Source organism: Dyadobacter sp. CY312, from assembly GCF_021390535.1.
GTDB lineage: Bacteria > Bacteroidota > Bacteroidia > Cytophagales > Spirosomataceae > Dyadobacter.
Genome location: NZ_JAJUXG010000035.1, coordinates 20,332 through 38,717, shown reverse-complemented (window position 1 = coordinate 38,717; position 18,386 = coordinate 20,332). Strand labels below are relative to the sequence as shown.

Below are 18,386 nucleotides of genomic sequence, written 5' to 3'. Positions count from 1 at the left end.
TAAGAAAAAAACGGTAAAATTGTCAGCCCATCAGAATCTCTCAGATCAGAACCTAAATTAAGGGGGGCAGTATGCCCGGTACGGGGTCAGCATCAACGGAATATCCAAATGGATCGTTGATTGCCTTTTTGCTAATTGTTTAGATATTGTGGTGACTAGTACGTCCTCATTTATAAAATAAAAATGGGTTTACTAATCCACATCCCACCATACACGGGTTGCCGCATTATCTGCGCCGCCAAGTAATTCTCTTGCCTTTTGCAGCGCATCCGCATTGGTTGTGGCTTCAACAGACGAATAAGGTAACCTTTTTATGAACGTTCCCAAAGGAAGATCCGCATTATCAGATTGCAGCAGTGGATACATAACCGGATATCCTGTCCTGCGAAATTCAGACCATGCTTCCACACCATCCGGGAATATAGCGATCCATTTCTGGGTGCCAATCTGTGCTCTTTGTGCAGTTTCAGATGAAGCCCATTTAATCGGGGTTTCCGATACAGCAGGTGAGCCTGCCTCGTCGGCCGGGGCTGCCGGCAAGGCCGAAGAATTGATGTAGTTTTGTATGGCAGCGTTGTCGCTCACTCCCCATTGCTGCATGCTTAATTCAATTCCTTTTTCATAGAATGAGCGCGCTGTACCAGTTCCCATATTCCAGCCATTTAATGCGCCTTCTGCTTTAAGAAAAAATGCCTCAGCGGTAGCCATCACTTCCTGGCGAACGGTAAGATTCCCAACCCACGCATTCCCGTTTCTTTGTACCCATCTGGTACCAATGTTCGATGTTTGAGCGGGTCTGTTTCCGGCGAGGTTAATGGCAGTGGCGGAGCTCCCGTTTCTTAGACCTTTGAACTGACCGGAGCCTACCGCAGGTTGAAAAAGGATTGCTAATCTTGGGTCACTGTATCCTTTCAGATAGGAAGCCATCGTTGAGCTCATGCTGAATTCGTTGGCAGCTGCATTAAATGCCAAACCGTTTGCATCATCTCCGTTCAAAGATCGTTCAATGCTTGCGCTTTCTGCGTTGGTGGTCATTACGCCGCCCGCCACGGCTGCTTCGGCTTCCAGTTTGGCTCTTTGCGGATCAACTTTCGATATACGGAGTGCCATTCTCAAACGCAATGTATTGGCAAAAGCGATCCATTTGGATACGTCGCCGCCATAAATCAGATCCTGTGCACCGAAAACATTGGTCACGCCTGCCGATTTGAGGTTGGTGCTTGCTGAATCCAGTCGTTTAAAAAGATCATCATAAATCTGCTGTTGGGTGTCATAAGCGATGCTCGAAGCTGTGGAGCCGGCACCGAAATAGGGCACGGGGCCAAACTGGTCGGTGTATCTGTGAAACACATAGGCTTTCATGATGTTAGCAAGCGCATATTCAGCAGAGGTGGGCTCCGTGGCGTCAAAAATGGCCTGGAGCTGCGGCATGGCAAAGACATAAGTAATAATTCCGGGGCGCGAAAGCCAGGTGTCGTTAAGCGCGTATCTGTCTGTTGTAAAACTGGTGGTAGTCAGGGCATAATACTGGGCATAAAGGTCCGGCATCAAAATCGAAATTGTCTGGTAGTAAGGCCGGTGATACAGTGCTGCGGATTGCGCTCTTGAAAACATGAATCCAAGTTCGCGCGACCCTACCTGTGTGAGTTTCGACGGGTTGGTGTTGATATCGATAAAATCTTTTGTACAGCCTGTTGCGATCAACAGGAACATACAAATGGAGCTGATGGCTGAATACTTTTTCATTTGAATGATTAAAAAGAAAAGTTAACATTAAGACCCAGGCTGCGTGTTGAGGGAACGATACCACTTTCTATTCCCTGATAGTTGCTTGATCCGATAGCAGATTCAGGATCGACAGGTAGGGTGCGTTTGCCTATACCCGGTATATCGACCAATGATTTTCCACGGTATAGGAAAAACAAATTCCTGGCCGTAAGTGCAATGCGGGCCGATTTGATCTTTGAGCCGCCCAAAGCAAAATCGTATCCAAGAGAAAGCTCTCTGAGCCTGAAATTAGTCGCGCTGTAAGCAAAGAATTCACCCCAGGCATTGGTTCCTCCCTGTGAAACCTGTGTCCACAGCTGCTCGGCCGTGATGGGTACTGTATTGGTATTCCCATCCGGACTTACGCCGTCCAATATCAAACCTCCGGCTCTGTGTGCAGTGGTGTAGTCAGCGAGGCCGAAATAGCCCAGCAGCGCGTCTGTGCCTGAGATAATTGTACCTCCAACTCTACCGTCCACCAAAAAGGAGAGGTTGAATTTTTTATATTTCAGTTGATTGTTCCAGCCTAAGGTATAGTCCGGATTGAAGTTGCCTATTTTTTGCAACTGGTCGACTAGCGGTAATCCATTGGCAGAAACCCTGTGTTGTCCCTCCTGGTTTTTTCCCCAGACAAATCCATAAAGATCTCCATACGATCCTCCGGGGCGAATCAGCGAACTGGCAAAGTTGGTAGCCGTTGTCAGGCTGGCCTGCTCGATGCCTGGTAGCAGCTCAATCACCTTGTTTCTGTTGGCGGCAAAATTCACATTCGTGGTCCAGTTGAAGTTTTCAGATTTGAAAGGAGTCGCAGTAAGCATCAATTCAATTCCTTTGTTTTGAATGTCTCCGACATTGATGTATTGATTGTTGAAGCCAGATGGTTGTGGCAAGCCGATAAAGATGAGCTGGTTGACCGTGTTGGTTTTATACAAGGTCAGGTCAATTCCCAGCCTTCCGTTCAGAAAGCGCCATTCTGTTCCTATTTCAAGTGCATTGGTTCTTTCGGGTTTTAAATTATTCAGGTAACGTGTCTGATCCCGTGTAACAAAACCTGAGCCGGCTCCCTGTGCGTAGGTGTAAGTCTGGTTCAGCAGGTAGGGATCTGCATCATTTCCAACCTGGGTATAGGCTCCGCGAAATTTAGCATAACTGATCCACTCGGGCAGATTCAAAAATCCGGTGAGCAGGGTGGAAACGCCCACGGAAGGGTAGAAGTAGCTGTGTGGAGATGGCAGTGTTGAAGACCAGTCGTTCCGTGCGCTCAGGTCTAAAAACAGCAGTTCTCTGAAATTGGCGGTCACACTGGCGTACACGGACTGAATCTCTTTTCTTGCAACTATATTGGCAAAAGCGGGTGTGGATGCAAAGTTGAGATCGAAAACATTTGGAATACGCAAGCCGTTGGCCAGGGACTGTGTGTTGTACCCATTGTTGTTTAGGATTGCACTGCCCAGATTATAGGTAATGCCAAAATCATCGCCGAAATTGTTGTTCCCTGACAAAAGCACATCAATATTTCTTTCCCAACGATTGACATGGTTTTCCTGATAGCGCCCCCCGGCGAGTGTGGGAACTGGCAAGGTGCCTGCATGATAAGAGCCGGTTATTTTGTCGTCATACCGATCCAGACTGTAACGTGCCTGTAAAAATAACCAGTCGGTAAACTGATATTTAACCGAACCTACCATCATGATCCTGTTTCGCTCTTCATTTAACGACGTACGGTTCACGTCCCAGTAAGGATTTTGAAAAAAGGAACTGGTTGTCCAGTAAAGTGGCTGAGGCTGCTGTGTCGCGGGATTGATCGTCTCAAAATTCCGCAATTCTTCCGGGCTCATGTCCCTTGGCATAATCAGCGCTTCATTGGTAACGCCGTTGTCGCCAAGGCGTGGTTTGCCTTTGATTTTCTGGTTCACATAAGTGATCTTGACATCCGTAGTCAGTCCAGGCAGAATTTCATTGTTAAGTCTGAGATTAAGCGTGTTGCGGTTCAGTTTATTGTTGGGTATAATACCGCCGATGGTGTTGTTGGTGTAAGATGCATAACCCTGCATTTTTTCCGTTCCACCCGAAATGTTTACCGAATTGTTAAACGTTGTGCCGTTATTGTAGAAACTTTTGACATTGTCTTTATACGTCTGTGCTGGTGCTCCCCAGCTACCCGCAGCGGTCTGTCCGATTACGCCGCCGTTACCACGTCCATATGTATTCTGCAAATCCATCAACAAAAGAGGGTTTTCAATAGATACGCCACCATTATAATTAACAGATGTCTTTCCGCTTTTTCCTCGCTTCGTTGTAATCATGAGTGCACCGTTTGCAGCCCGGCTACCATACAGTGCTGCTGCTGCCGGACCTTTTAATACAGTGATCGACTCCACATCCTCGGGGTTGATACTGGCTGCACCATCGCTGCCGGAGTAGCCGCTGCTTGTACTTTTTTGCTGGGTTGCAGGTGTATTTGCAGAACCGCTGCCGCCCTGTTCGGTCGTCATGGTATTGTCAATCGGCACACCATCAATCACGATAAGAGCGTTATTGTTTCCGCTGATCGAGCGGTTCCCTCTGAGTACAACCCGCACTGCTCCACCAGGTCCGGTGGCAGCCGGTGTAATCACAGCACCGGCGATCTTGCCGTTGAGACTGTTCATTACATTTCCCGAAGGATCTTTAATCGCAGTCAGATCAGAGTTGGACAGTTGCTGGGCGGCATAGGTGATCGATTTGCTTTCGCGGGTAATTCCCAATGCTGTTACCACCACCTCATCAAGCTGAGCGGCTGTGGGAAGCAGTTTAATTTCAATTCTGCTCTGATTGGCTACCGTGATTTCCTGACTCTGAAACCCAATGTAAGAAACAACGAGAATATCGCCGGCTTTGGCTTTAATGGAGAAGTTCCCCTGTGCATCGGTGGAAACACCCGTATTGGTTCCCTTTATAAGAATGTTTGCTCCCGGAATTGTGGTCTGTGTTGAACCCTCTTTAACAACGCCGGTCAGATCCGTGGCATCCTGTGCATGTAAGATGCTACTGGCAGAGAGTAAGAAAACGGTTAGGATCAGATATAACTTGTATATCCGCAATAGATTTGGTTGCATATTGTATGGTGGATTAAGTTTCGCTCAGAATTATATTCTACCGATATGGCAAAAGAGTAATATATTGGTTGCACTTACAAACACAGTCTGATAAAAATCAGCGAGAACGTTATCGAAAATCTGCTATCGATAGGTCTTTCAGACACTTTTCGCAGACCGACGCATCTACTGATAATTCACCGTTACCAAATTCGGTCGTTAACTCAAAATACCTGGTCCGGGGATATTTTGTTTCTAACGTTAATTAGTATACGTTACCCGCGGTCTTGGCCTGAATTTCTTTTCGTGATCCTTCATGATTTACTTTGTCGAAGACCAGCCGACCGTTGACAAAGGTTTTTTGTATTTGTATATCCTCATCAAATAGGACAATGTCCGCGTCCTTACCCTTGACTAGTAATCCTTTGGTATGGTCCGATTTCATAATTCTTGCCGGTGTGAGTGTCATCATTTTTACTGCTTGTAAAAGAGGAATGTCTGCCAGATTTATCATCGTTCTCACAAGCCTGTCCGCTGTTGCTACGCTGCCTGCAAAAGAGGACCTGTCAGGTAGTTTTGCCACGCCGTCTTCCACGATCACTTTCAAACCGTTCGACAAAGGCCCGAGAATGCTATCCCCGGCAGGCATCGCTGCTGCCCTCATCGCGTCTGTAATCAGTGCTATTTTGTCTGGTCCTTTTATTTTGTAGACCAATTTGAGAAGTGGTGCAGGCAAATGCACACCATCAGCTATAATTTCGACATCCATATCCAATAGCAAGGCACTTTCTATCATTCCTGCGTACCGGAAAGCATTTTTTCTTGTTACGCCGGACATGGCAGAATACAGATGTGTGGCCAGTGTATAGCCGTTTTCGAAAGCCTCGAGCACCTCTTCATAGATTGCATCCGTGTGTGCCGCCGCCGGCAGAATTCCCTTTTGCATCAACCGCTGTCCGAATTCGATCGATCCCGGCAATTCAGGAGCCGCGCTCCATCTTACGATTGAGGAGCTATAATTCAGGATCTCTTCGTACTCTTCTGCATCAGGATTACGAATGTAACGCGGATCCTGTGCTCCGCGCTGACTTTGTGCAAAGTAGGGACCTTCAAGATGCATACCCAAAAACTGCGCACCTTTGTTGTTCTCTTGATTTGCCTGTTCATACAAATCGAGTGTACGTAGCAAATCTTCTTTTTCACTGGTCAATGTAGTCGGGACCATGGCGGTTGTACCGTAGCGGGCATGCGTTTCGGCGATTTGCAAAAATGCTTGCACAGAGCCGTCCATAAAATCATGTCCTCCGCCACCGTGAACGTGCAGATCAATAAAGCCGGGCGAAATGTAGTTTCCGCCTGCGTCAATATCCACCGTATCACTGGTATCAGGGTTTGATTGGCATACATCCAGGATTTTACCATCCTGGATGATGATCGCGCCGTTACCGATTGCCCTGTGCGGAGTAAGCAGCGTGCCGTTAAAGATTTTCGTTTTCAATATTCTGGTGGGGTTTAGGATTAGTCATTTACAAAGGTTTCCAGTACCGCAGCCGGTATCCATGGAAGGCGTAGAAAACCAGATATACATAGCAGGGCAGCAATACCCAGTAAGCATCTCTGAGTGAAAATTCATCGGCAAAATATCCGTATACCAGTGGCAGGATCGCGTTTCCGCAAAGGCCCATGATCATAATGGATGCGCCCAGTTTGGTAAATCTGCCCAGACCATACAGTGCCAACGGCCAGATTCCCGCCCAGACCAGCGAATTTGCCAGTCCCAGCAACACTACAAACCAAATAGAGATATCAGCCTGATGCCCAAGAAAGTTATAGCTTCCTTTGGAAACAATGATCAGGATTGTGAAAATACTGCCAAGCAGCGTACAGATCTTAAGTGCAGTGAGCTGGCTGATGAATTTTGGGATCACACTTATACCGATCAAATAGCCGCAAATCGTGCAAAATAACGTGTACGACGGAAAAACTTTTGCTTCCAGCAGGTCGATATCCATAGAAACGGCATACCCGATAATCGTATCAATGGCAATAACCTGAGTACCAACATGAAGAAAGATCGCCAGGGCGCCCAGGATCAGGTGAGGAAATTGAAAAATGCTTGTTTTGCCTGAATTGGCAGTAGCCAGAGTTTCATCCTCATGTTCGGTATCAATTTCAGGAAGTGGTGAGCGGTAAACCAGTATGCCAAGCGTAAAAAGTAGGACGCCCAGGCCAATGTACGGGTTGATCACACGCCGTATCAGCTCATCAAGTGCTGCGTTTTTATCTACTTCTGACATGGTTCCCAGCTGGGCAAACATGTCAGAATCGGTAGGGCGGAGTATCACTGCCGCAAAGACAATAGGTGAAAGGATACCAGCTGCCTTGTTGCAGATCCCCATGATGCTGATGCGCTGGGCTGCCCGGTTTACATCGCCTAATATGGTGATGTAAGGATTGGCGGCAGTTTGTAAAACAGCCAGGCCGATGCCTGTTGTAAAAAGTCCTATCAGGAAAATCTCATAGGTACGGCTCATGGCAGCTGGCACAAAAATAAATGCGCCCAGCGCCATAGCCCAGAAACCAAACATCATTCCCTTTTTAAAGCCAACTGCCTTTAAAAGGTAGGAGGACGGGACCGACATCACGAAGTAGGCGATGTAAAATGCAAATGCTACCAGATAAGCCTGAAAGCTTGTCAATTCGCAGGCTATTTTGAAATAGGGTATCAAGATTGAATTGACCCAGGATACAAAGCCGAAAACAAAAAACATTACACCGATCAGAAAAATCGATACAATCGTTTCCCGGCGTGTCAGACTTGCGACTGACACAGCTTTCAGGTTTTTCATGATTCAGATTTATTATGATGTTCAGATTATCGCAGACTTTGACAACAGGCTCGCCGAGGCCTTGTCAAGGTAGAACTCGCAGTGCGGATGCTGTTGCAGAATACTGGCCGGGTAGAGCGGGTTAACCTCACGCTCCAGACTGTCTTTTACCGCCTGCGCTTTACGCTCGTCAGGAACAGAGCAGATGATATGCTTAGACTTCATAATCTGTTTTACCGACATACTGATCGCCTGAAGAGGAACCTGCTCTAAGGAGTCAAACCAGCCTTCCCCCATCTGTTGAAGCCGGCAGGGCTCGTCGAGATTGACAATCAGATATGGAGTTTCCGTGTGGAAATCGGCAGGGGGATCATTAAAGGCCAGGTGTCCGTTCTCACCAACACCCACCAGGGCAACATCAATCGGATGCCTGCTGATCAATTCTGCAAGTTGCCGGATTTGATCTTCGGGGTGCGTCAGACCATCTATCAGAAAGCTCGCTTTTAACGGACTGACTTTTTGCAGAAACCGCTCTCTGAGGTATTTTCTGAAACTGGCCGGATGTGTATCTGCCATACCGATGTATTCATCAAGATGAAACATGGTTACTTTTGACCAGTCAATATCCTCTTTGGTGAGCTGATTGATCGTTTCAAACTGACTTGTTCCGGTAGCCAGAATAATGTTGGCCTCCCCGTTCTGATCTATACTTTGGCGAATCAGGTCTGCTGCCACTTTTCCAGCTTCACGGCCAAGCTCCACGCTTGTTTCACTTACAACAACTTTCATGCTTGCTTGTCAAATTTATATGGTTAAGAAAAAGCTTATTTGATTTTTACTTTGGTATTCCCTCCGCCGTTCATTGCTATATCGACGGGTTTATTGGTTTTCCAGCTCCCATTTGTAAAATCGGGTACATCCACCGGAGCAGACCTGTTAGCGACAGACCATTCGGTCAAAGGTGCGATTACGCTCCATGAAGCAGCATCATATACATCCTGATCCAGCGGCAAGCCGTTGCGAAGACAGTCAATCAGACGCCAGTCCATCAAAAAATCCATCCCTCCATGCCCTCCAACCTGTTTGGCAAGCTCACCGATCCTTTTGATAATGGGTGGCTCAAACTGCTTTTCAAGTTTTTGATACTCGCTTTCCGGAAGCCATTCATGTCCCAGGGAAATTCTCCCTGGCAGTGGATATTTCTGTGCGGTAGCCTTTGTTCCGCTCAGCAAATGAATACGTGAATAGGGGCGAGGGGAGCTCACATCGTGCTGAAGCATGATGGTTTTTCCCTTCGCAGTCTTGATAACGGATGTGTTCATATTTCCCCGGAAATGCTTACCGGCAAAAGGTTTGAAATCTGCGTCGCTGCTGGCCAGGCTATTGACTTTGTCGGAAATCATAAAGTCACTGCTGGCCATTGATACAAGATAGTCCATTCTGTCTCCTCTGTTGATATCCAGAGCCTGGCACACCGGACCCAGACCGTGCGTAGGATACAGGTTTCCGTTACGCTGGTTTTCTTTCAGTCTCCACAGTTCGTAGCGCTTGTTCTTGTCGAATAAAGAATCATAGATATCGTGGATGTAAGCACCTTCGGCATGCATGATCTCACCAAAGAATCCCTGGCGGGCCATGTTGAGTGTGAGTAATTCAAAGAAATCATAACAACAATTTTCCAGCATCATACAATGCTTTTTGGTTCGTTCAGAGGTCTGCACAAGCTTCCAGCAATCTTCAGTGGTTGTAGCAACCGGAATTTCGCAGGCTACGTGTTTGCCGTGTTCCATGGCGTACTGAGCCATGGGCGCATGAAGGTTCCAGGGCGTGCAGATGTATATAAGGTCAATATCATCTCTGTCACAAACCTTTTTCCAGTCGTCCTGGCCGGCCGAATACAATTTGGGTTTGTGAATGGTGTTCTCAAAAATCTTGGCGGCCTGTTGCACCTGCGCAGGCCGTACGTCGCAGAGGGCCTTTACCTGAACATTTTCGAGATGAACAATTCTTTTAATCGCTCCGCCTCCCCGGTTGCCAAGGCCAATATAGCCGATTCGTACCGTATCAATTTTGGGAGCCGAATAGCCACTCATATTGAAGCTTTGTCCGAATCCTTTCAGCTCAGAAGGCTTGGACAGGTTTATTTCAGCCCTTTCCGCGCCGTTTGCAAAGGTGTTATTAGCGAGGCCCAGGCCTGCAAGACCTGTCAGTTTTAAAAAATCTCTCTTTTTCATATTCTTTAATTAAAATTGACCGGCGTATTCTTTTTACAAATTTTTGCCAGCCTGTCAAACTCTGATTTAACGGCTACAAGTTTCTCATCCCTGATCTCAGTTCCTGACATACTCACAGGATTTTCGAAGGTGATCTCTGCTTTGGTTAAGGCACAAGCCAGCGCAACATCCCCCCATTGTAATACGGCTGGTATATGAATGCTCATTCCGAAATAATCGACAGTTTGGCGCTGATCAAACTGGTAGCTCACCGGGCAATGACTCAAAACCAGCCGATGCCCCTGGCCATGGATTGCTTCGTGAAACAGTGCTGCAATACCGGCTTCTTTTTCGGCATGAAAAGATATTTTAGCCGTAGGAGTCTGGATTTTTACTAGTTGAGTAATCATGTCAATTTCAGATACCCAGTTTCCGATCACCGTTTTGCCAAGCCACAATGATGCGCGGGCGAGTGTATGGAAAGGGGTCAGGTTTTTGTCAAAACCTGCCGTGGCTTGTGAGTGGCTCTGGCCGGTTCCCCAAAGATCAGCGATAACTATTCCGTTATTCGACTGCTCCATCCGCGATAGCCAGTCAAGGTCCACAGCATTTTTTCCTGACGGATTCAAAATGACCGTGTAGCCACTGCTGGCTGCTTTTGGTTTTTTAAGCAGCAATGGAATCAGTCGGTTGTCACTTGTTTGAATGCTGAAACGTTGCCAACCGCCTTTTTCGCCGTAGGTGGTAACACCAGCCAGCTTAATCGGAGCCGAAATGCCCAGTAACTTTTGCAGCTCTTGTCTTTTATTTTGAGCATCAATGCTGTTTTGTACTCTGTTGCGTTTTCTTAGCTCACCACCTGCAATTTTAGCAAACTTCTGAATACTGAGCACAGCGCTATCCCTTTGTTGTGGTTTGTAAACCATCAGCTGTTCTTTGTCAAGTAATTTGAATGGGATTTCCTGTTTTGCAGCTCCGGAGCCTTTTTCTTTCAGGTAAAGATCAAAAAAGCCAAGCATGGATTGTCTCATCTGTGGCCAGTAGCCATGTCCGGTATCAAAGAGTTGATAGCTTATTTTATCGAAAGCTCCCATCATGGTAAATACCTTCTGTGCACTTTGATAACTTTTCAGCATTTCCGGATAGGTGAATGTCTGATTTGCATCATGAAGAGCGGTGGCAATTTTAAGTGCCCGCGGAGCAATCATAGCGAGTACGCCTGCCTCTTCTGTAAAAGTCAGCCCGCCTGGCAGCAGCTCACATACACAGTTGCTTCTCATGATGTAAGACTCAAAAGTTCCAACGCTCACCACCGGCATAGATGCTTTGATGCGTTCGTCCAAAGCGGACAGCCACATGGTCTGGTTCCCGCCACCGCTTGCTCCTGTGGCGCCGATATTATTTTTATCTACATAAGGCAGTGAGTATAAAAGATCGACACTCCTGATGTTATCGGAAATTTGCTCGCCCATCAGTGTATGGCCTGCATTCATAAGCGAAGCACCCAGATTGGACCCATGGTATTCGTGCACAGCGTGTTCCGTAGTTCGTTCTCCTGATCCAAAAGCATCCAAAATCAGACAAACATAGCCGTTCAGAGCCAGTGTATGTCCAAGGGATTGCACGACTTCATTTGTTTTACCGTCGGGCCAATGCCCGTGCATGGCTATCACCGCTGGGAAAGATCCCGGTCCGTCGGGTACATATAAATTGGCAGTTGCGCGGACGCCGGGTCTGGTTTGAAATGATATGTTTTGAACTGAGTAGCCATTTAGTTGATTTACATCCGTTTGTTGAATGGCCAGGGGCAAATCAGGATTGGTGACTGCGGCAGTTTTTTCAAATATCCTGTTTTTTAAATTGGCTTTGTAGGTTAGCCATTCCACCTTGTTGTCGGGCAGTTGATGTTTTCTAAAAGCAAGTGCAGCCTCAGATCGGTATTGTTTTTCTATCAGGTCGATATAGGATTCCTGAAACACATTGGGTAGACTATCGGTATCGGAACTGATTTGCTGAGCTGCCGATAAACCACGGCCAGCGAAGTGTAAAACGAATAACAGCCCAAATGAAACCAATCTTTTCATACCTGGTAAATTTGCTTGCAGTGGTTGAGATGCCGGCTCTTTCAGAGTTCAAACCGATTATCTCTGAAAGAAAATATTATCAGTGCGATAAATAGCCGATCAATATTTTACTGATCTTCAATATTACAACGATTTTGCAATGTAACCGGTTGGTATTGCTGGAAATAGTAGCGAGAACGTTTACGAAACTGATTGAATTTAGCAAATCGCATAGCGCCTTGCTTATTTGCAAATAACCCTGTTTAAGCCGGGGATGGAAGATAATTTGTAATTTAGAACTTCGTTTTTCTAAACCAGACACCATTTCATGCGCCGCAGATATATAACCATCAAAGACATTGCCAAAGCGCTGGATATATCGGTTGCCACAGTTTCAAGGGCTCTTAGAGATACCTACGATGTGAATGCACAGACTCGTCAGAAGGTGTTGGACATGGCCAATGAGCTGAATTACAAACCCAATTTTAATGCTACCGGACTGGTCAAGAGAAGTACCCACAACATAGGTGTACTCATTCCTGTGATTACCAATTACTATTTTTCAACAGTGATAACAGGTATACAGCAGGTAGCTGACGAAAATGGATTTAATCTGATCCTATACCTGACCAATGACTCGGCAGATACCGAGATCAGGATCGTGGAGGATTTGTCATTGAGTAGTCTGGATGGGTTGCTTGCGTGCGTATCTGCTCACGAAAATAACTATTCCCATTTCAGCCAGATCATAGATGACGGCTTGCCTGTCGTCTTTTTTGACCGTGTTGCTGCCGCCATAAACGCTTCCAAGGTGATGCAGGATGACTACAATGGAGCCTTCACGGCAGTAGAGCACCTGATCGAATGCGGCTATACCAAGATCGCGCACATCACAGGTCCTAAGGAGCTTTCACTTACGCAAAACCGTTTGAATGGCTACGTTCACGCGCTGGAAAAGCACAATCTGATTTATGATCCTTCTATGGTGATCCACTCAGGTTTCTCTCAGGCTGATGCAATCAGTGATGTCGCAAAATTGTTCGATTCGCAGGAAAGTAGGCCCGACGCGATTTTCGCGGTGAATGACCGTAAAGGTATAGGCGCAATACTGGCATTGAAGGAGAGAAAAATTGCCGTCGGACCAGAGGTTGGTGTGATCGGATTTACAAACGACCCGATATGTGAGATTATATCACCCACCTTGTCTACGGTGGCAGAACCCGCTTACGAAATTGGGAAACAGAGCTGTTCGCTGCTTTTAAAACACATCAGCAAAAGCAATTTTGCAGCCCGCAGCATCACGCTTTCAGCTGAGTTAATCGTTCGGGAATCTACAAGAAGATAAAAATTTAAGCTTACTGTTTATTATCAACGTTCAGCTATCGAACAACGATAATAATTGATTTTGAGCCATTTACCCTAAAACATTCTGAGGTATCTCTTATTCCATTTTAAAGCCCAGTGGCCTAAGTCAGGAAGAGCGTGTCATAGGAAATATTTTAAATACCTCCCTCAAAATAAAACGAGAATGTCTGCTTCAAGACACCCTCGTTTTGCAGATACATCCTTTTAAAAGAATTCAGGTAGAACGACCCTAACCAACCGATCTTGTTTTATTGTAATCTAGGATCCCACCAGGTCTGCTTATTGATAGACCCTTACGTAATCGATCAAATATTTGGATGGCAGTGCGTTATCTGACAGTGGACCAGGCAGGGTGCCCTGCCTTCCCAGAGCGAGATTCAAGAGTAGATAAAATTCTTTCTGAAATGCATTTCCGCTTGCTTTATCTGATTTTTTTAGTTCGAAAACAAAATATTTCAGATCATCGTAGTAAAATTCGATTCGATCCTCAGACCACTCTGCTGCATAAATATGAAAACCTTCATATGGTGCGCCTACGACCGGCTTTTTCCCTTCGCTCTGGTATCGGTTCAGTGAATCTGAGTAGTGCACCGTTCCAAAAACGCGTGTTGAATCCTTTCCGATAAATTCAAGGATGTCAATTTCCCCACAGTGCGGCCACTTTATTTCTGTCCGGTTTGTGCCCAGCATCCAAATTGCCGGCCATGTGCCGATCCCTTTGGGAACCTTTGCCCGGGCTTCAATGCGGCCATACTTCCACTGTTGTTTACCCAGGGTTATCAGACTGGCCGATGTATATTCAGCACCCTTATACGATTCTTTCCTCGCTTCTAAGACCAGTGTCCCGTTTTCGACACGGCAGTTTTCCAGTCTTTTATGGGTATAATACTGCGGCTCCCTATTGCGGACAAATCCTGTCTCATAAGCCCATTTGGTGCTATCAGGGTGTCCTTTGTAGTTAAATTCGTCACTCCAAACTAATTTTCTTTGGGCGGGCGACTGGTGAGGCTGTAAGCTTATGAGTAAAATCAAAAATGGTAATGCAAATCGCATAAGTTGTAATATTATTTATGTTAATCAATTCATTTGTCACAAAAGAGTGGAATCGTACCAGAGCGACCAGCAGCGATTCCACATGGGTATCACTTACTTAGTACAAACTTGAAAATCTGTTGTGGCTGATTATCCATTTTGATTTTGAGAAAGTAAAGTCCTGGGGGATATGGATCAAGTTGAAATTCAGTCAGCACAGCTCTGGTCAGGTGCTTTTCTGTGATTTGCATTCCCTCTCTATTCACAATAGTAAAAGTCAGGGGTCCTGCGTAAGAATCTTTGACAAATACAGTCAGCTTGCCCTGGGTGGGATTGGGACCTACTGAGAATATGTGGTCCGTTTTGGGCAGCGTGATCGCAACAATCGAAGACAATGTACTGCTGCCATCATAGTCTACCTGCCTTAGACGGTAGTAAACAATGTTGTTGTATGATAACACCCATCCGCGATCCTGATAGGAGTATCTGTTGACATCGGTCGTGGTATTGTTACCCGACACGCTTGCAATCGCCTGAAAAGTCCTGCCGTCTTCACTTCTCTGAATCTCGAAGTAATCATTGCTCTTCTCAGAGGAGGTTTCCCATGAAAGATCAACCGCACCGTTTTTGGTGTCACCTTTAAAATACGAAAGTGTAACCGGAAGAGAGGTGGTCTGGGTTGCGTATTCATAGATAATTTTCGGTCTTAGCAGATCCGTTCCGAAATTGCGGGAGCGGAATGAGCTGTACAGATCCGTAGTTGCCGTTATCTTAAAGGTAAGAATGCTATCAGAAGAAATACTGGCCAGGGCGCTGGTGATGTCAAAATATACATAGCCTGCTGTGGCCGTAGAAGTAGTATTGACTATCAGATCTGTGGCCACAGGTTTGTTGTTCCAGTTGATACCGGTTTCTTGCCAGGCCTCGGTGCTGGTTGCGTAGGTGTTTGAGGCCAAAGTCAGATTCCATGCTGTGTTAATTCCATTTTCAAGAGCATACAACCTCACTTTCGCATTGACAAGGCCCTTACGCAATCCATGCATATCGAATTTCAGATAGATTTCCTGCATATCGTCGGATTTGTTTCTTGCGACCAGATAACCCTGCGTGCCGTAATTGTTGGCAGCGTTGCCATTGCTCCGCACGTAGGAATCTGCAACCGCCAGAATCGAGTCCTTTTTTACCTCTTCTGTCACTTCCGGGACCTTTCCGTAAATCCAGATCTGAGGCCGGTAATCTGCATTCATATTTTCCCTGGCATTAAAGGCTCCGTCTGTCTTACTAATTACAGCGGCGTCGGTCGTGGTGGGTTCAGATGCAACACGAACAGACAGAATCTTATCTGCTGTGAGCCGGTTGATTACTGCCTGAGTAATGTTGAGCTTTACCACACTCCCGGCAGATGCTCCGGTGAGTTCCCCGAGTTTGGTCGTATGTGCCGGTTTGTTGTTCCAGTTGATAGCTGCTTCCGTCCATGTGTTGTCCTCAACCAGATAGAATCCCCACCTGGTATTAGCAACAGCAGTATTGGCATTGTTTACCCGCAGCTGTATTACGGCGCTGTCCGGGCTGGCAGAAAAAGTGCTCAGATCAAATTTGACAAACACTTCACGGTCATATCCTGCCGACTCTTTTTTGATGGTCAAAACGGGATCGGAGCCATAATTTGTGGTGGCGTGAACCGCTGTGCTTCCGGAACCTCCGCTTCTTACAAAAGCGTCTGCTGTACTGGTTAATTTCAGCATAGGTTCAACCGGTAGCTGATAAATTGGATTGGCATTTGAAATGATGGCATTCACAGTGCTTCCGGCATCAGCTCCCTGAGGCATATTAAAATTTGAGGCCCGAAGTGCGGTGAACTGTGGTGTTTTTACACCCAGATATATTTGGGCTGTATTTTGGGAAGGATCTGAAACATGAACGGTTACCTCGCTATCTGTTACGTTTTTTAACATAACCACGCAGGGTTTGCTGACCTTTACAGTGATCTGATCAGAAGTAAATTCACCTGCCTGGTAAAACACGACCTGCCAGATGCCCAAACCATTATGTCGCACCGCCTGAATAGCAGGGGTATTGGACAGGATACTGATCTGGGCAGCATTGTAATTTTGCATTTGCGTTGCCGAGGTTTTTCCGGGCGTTACGATGTAGGCATAGGAGGCATTGGCAGGCGCAGTGCCGTGTTTGATCCATAACTTGAAAACATCAGTGGATAGGGCAGCGGTGGAACCAGTGGTATTGATAGATGACCAGCTTCCGGTCTGGGTTTGGTTGCTTATGGTAATGTTACCGTCTTTCGGGAAAAAATATCCTACGTTTCCCTGTAAAGCCCATTTTAAATTATTGGTATAATCATGAATGCCACCATTCAGAACGCTGACATTGTTGACCGCGTCCGAGACGGTCACATCCGTTTTTAAAAGACACTGGTTTACCGTAGTATTGATCGGCTGTGTTGCCGATGAATTAATCCCGGCACCAAGACACACTATTTCTTCGTCAAAATAAAACCAGGATTTTTTTGCTGTTGTGCCGTAATCGCTCATTGAGTACGTACTGGCTCCGTAGATTCCGTCCGAGACACCGCCAACGAACGGGACCGTACCAAAATTAACGCCCCAGGAAGTTCGCACAGGGTATGTGGTAATTTCGGGAACGGTAGTGCCAGGAATCTTATTCCATTCCCAGACCGGGAAGATGTTGTAGTACTCGTCTCCGTTTACACCAATATAATTAACACCTTCGGTCAGGTAATAACCTTTGATGTTTTCACCATTTCCCATTTCCGATTTGGCATTTCGCGAGGAAACACTGCGCAGTCCAAACATGTATCCGGGGCGATGGTGAACCGTGTAGTCCGTACGCCAGTAGTGAATGTGTTCGGCCGATACATTGTAGGACGCAGGTTGCAGCCCGCGCATTCTCTGAATTGCGTGGTCGTATTCAGTGGCATGTTGTGGCAAATCGAAGTTCCTTACCTTTTCGATCAGACCCACATCGGCTCTTCCGGCGTTGGCACGGCTCACGCCGCGCCCATACAGGTTGAAATCTGCATAGGAACCACGGGATGGTTTGATAAAACCTTTTCTTACAAAATCTGAAAAAATGGCAAGTTTGTCCGCTGGAAAAGCATAAGAAGTTCCGGCGACATAAACTGCAATATTGCTGATGCCTGAAATGTATTCTCTGCCGTAACCATACACATACAACTGAGGTCCGTGGGCTGTGTAGGAGTTGTCATTTTGGATACCTTCCCCCGTTGTAACGACAATAGAGCTGGTGACGGCAGATATTGTCTGATTTAGTAACGTCTGATTTTCTGTCAGACAGGCACGCATGATGTAATGCTGTGCAACGTCGGTTAAGTTCGAGCCGTCCCGGGCGGGAGATGCGGTGATGGCAACACCTTTGGTCATCCAGGCAATCATCTGGTTTTCCAGGGCAGCGGAAATTCCTTCCGGCGATTTTCGAAGGCAAATCAGGATGTTGCCGATGTCTTTGGGTACACTTATGGAAAGATAAAACCAGTTTGTACTGCTTGGCGCAGGATTTAGCGTCAGCCAGTAATTCATGGTTCCTTCTATTTTTTCTTTCAGGTCCGGATCTCCGTAATAGGTGCTCGAAGGATTGGAATAGGCCTTGGCCATTGTGGCCATTCTTGCGAGGTGGTATCCTGGCACCCAGTCGGTTTGGCTGGTGGAAGAATAATTGATATCCGGCCATCCGTACGAGGAATTCAGCGTGCTTACTAACGAATTTACCTGAGTATCAGACGTAGCGCCGCCGGAAGACTGAAAAGTATTAAAAATTCTGTCAGAAATAGTTGTAAAATCGGCGGCCGTCTGGCTGTTGGCTTTCAGGAAAATAAATACGGTGAAAATGATGGTTAGTAAAGACAGCCGGATGGGGGACTTATATGATTTCATAATAGTGTCAAAACAAAATGGATAAGTCTGATACTGTAATTAAGGGATAGGAATAGTCAATGGGTTGAGCATAGACTTGGGGTAACAAATCTTCCTGGTTACCCCAAGCAAT

The 18,386-nt window shown here is 46.4% G+C and carries 10 protein-coding genes; 1 reads left to right on the top strand and 9 read right to left on the bottom strand.

Going from position 1 to position 18,386, the window contains the following annotated elements:
• Positions 1-192: 192 nt before the first annotated feature.
• The 7 genes from LZG71_RS29320 to LZG71_RS29290 form a co-directional block, all read right to left on the bottom strand.
• Positions 193-1,746: a SusD/RagB family nutrient-binding outer membrane lipoprotein gene (locus tag LZG71_RS29320; RefSeq protein ID WP_233826679.1), complete on the bottom strand. Its 1,554-nt coding sequence runs from the start codon at positions 1,744-1,746 to the stop codon at positions 193-195.
• Positions 1,747-1,754: 8 nt separating this feature from the next.
• Positions 1,755-4,865: a SusC/RagA family TonB-linked outer membrane protein gene (locus tag LZG71_RS29315; RefSeq protein WP_233826677.1), complete on the bottom strand. Its 3,111-nt coding sequence runs from the start codon at positions 4,863-4,865 to the stop codon at positions 1,755-1,757.
• Between the two features lie 244 nt (positions 4,866-5,109).
• Positions 5,110-6,342 carry an N-acetylglucosamine-6-phosphate deacetylase gene (nagA, locus tag LZG71_RS29310; protein ID WP_233826675.1) on the bottom strand — a complete coding sequence of 411 codons (1,233 nt, stop codon included), beginning with the start codon at positions 6,340-6,342 and terminating at the stop codon, positions 5,110-5,112.
• A 28-nt stretch (positions 6,343-6,370) separates the two neighbouring features.
• Positions 6,371-7,693 (bottom strand): sugar MFS transporter, encoded by a 1,323-nt coding sequence (locus tag LZG71_RS29305; RefSeq protein ID WP_233826673.1) that lies wholly within the window; start codon positions 7,691-7,693, stop codon positions 6,371-6,373.
• A gap of 21 nt (positions 7,694-7,714) precedes the next feature.
• Positions 7,715-8,461 (bottom strand): glucosamine-6-phosphate deaminase, encoded by a 747-nt coding sequence (locus LZG71_RS29300; protein WP_233826672.1) that lies wholly within the window; start codon positions 8,459-8,461, stop codon positions 7,715-7,717.
• 35 nt (positions 8,462-8,496) lie between these two features.
• Positions 8,497-9,906, bottom strand: coding sequence for a Gfo/Idh/MocA family protein (locus LZG71_RS29295; RefSeq protein ID WP_233826670.1), 1,410 nt, complete (start codon positions 9,904-9,906; stop codon positions 8,497-8,499).
• 5 nt (positions 9,907-9,911) lie between these two features.
• Positions 9,912-11,969: a dienelactone hydrolase family protein gene (locus LZG71_RS29290; RefSeq protein ID WP_233826668.1), complete on the bottom strand. Its 2,058-nt coding sequence runs from the start codon at positions 11,967-11,969 to the stop codon at positions 9,912-9,914.
• A gap of 307 nt (positions 11,970-12,276) precedes the next feature.
• Here LZG71_RS29290 and LZG71_RS29285 point away from each other — a divergent pair, with 307 nt between their 5' ends.
• On the top strand, positions 12,277-13,293 hold the full coding sequence (locus LZG71_RS29285; protein WP_233826666.1) for a LacI family DNA-binding transcriptional regulator: 1,017 nt from the start codon (positions 12,277-12,279) through the stop codon (positions 13,291-13,293).
• Positions 13,294-13,592: 299 nt separating this feature from the next.
• On the opposite strand, the gene LZG71_RS29280 is transcribed toward LZG71_RS29285, so the two are convergent.
• Positions 13,593-14,366 carry a family 16 glycosylhydrolase gene (locus LZG71_RS29280; RefSeq protein ID WP_233826664.1) on the bottom strand — a complete coding sequence of 258 codons (774 nt, stop codon included), beginning with the start codon at positions 14,364-14,366 and terminating at the stop codon, positions 13,593-13,595.
• Positions 14,367-14,455: 89 nt separating this feature from the next.
• On the bottom strand, positions 14,456-18,274 hold the full coding sequence (locus LZG71_RS29275) for a polysaccharide lyase family 8 super-sandwich domain-containing protein (RefSeq protein ID WP_233826662.1): 3,819 nt from the start codon (positions 18,272-18,274) through the stop codon (positions 14,456-14,458).
• Between the last annotated feature and the right edge of the window lie 112 nt (positions 18,275-18,386).

Coding starts and splice junctions, on each gene's coding strand:
- LZG71_RS29280 (WP_233826664.1), bottom strand. CDS start 14,366: ATGCGATTTGCATTACCATTTTTGATTTTACTCATAAGCTTACAGCCT.
- LZG71_RS29305 (WP_233826673.1), bottom strand. CDS start 7,693: ATGAAAAACCTGAAAGCTGTGTCAGTCGCAAGTCTGACACGCCGGGAA.
- LZG71_RS29285 (WP_233826666.1), top strand. CDS start 12,277: ATGCGCCGCAGATATATAACCATCAAAGACATTGCCAAAGCGCTGGAT.
- LZG71_RS29295 (WP_233826670.1), bottom strand. CDS start 9,906: ATGAAAAAGAGAGATTTTTTAAAACTGACAGGTCTTGCAGGCCTGGGC.
- LZG71_RS29315 (WP_233826677.1), bottom strand. CDS start 4,865: ATGCAACCAAATCTATTGCGGATATACAAGTTATATCTGATCCTAACC.
- LZG71_RS29275 (WP_233826662.1), bottom strand. CDS start 18,274: ATGAAATCATATAAGTCCCCCATCCGGCTGTCTTTACTAACCATCATT.
- LZG71_RS29300 (WP_233826672.1), bottom strand. CDS start 8,461: ATGAAAGTTGTTGTAAGTGAAACAAGCGTGGAGCTTGGCCGTGAAGCT.
- LZG71_RS29320 (WP_233826679.1), bottom strand. CDS start 1,746: ATGAAAAAGTATTCAGCCATCAGCTCCATTTGTATGTTCCTGTTGATC.
- LZG71_RS29290 (WP_233826668.1), bottom strand. CDS start 11,969: ATGAAAAGATTGGTTTCATTTGGGCTGTTATTCGTTTTACACTTCGCT.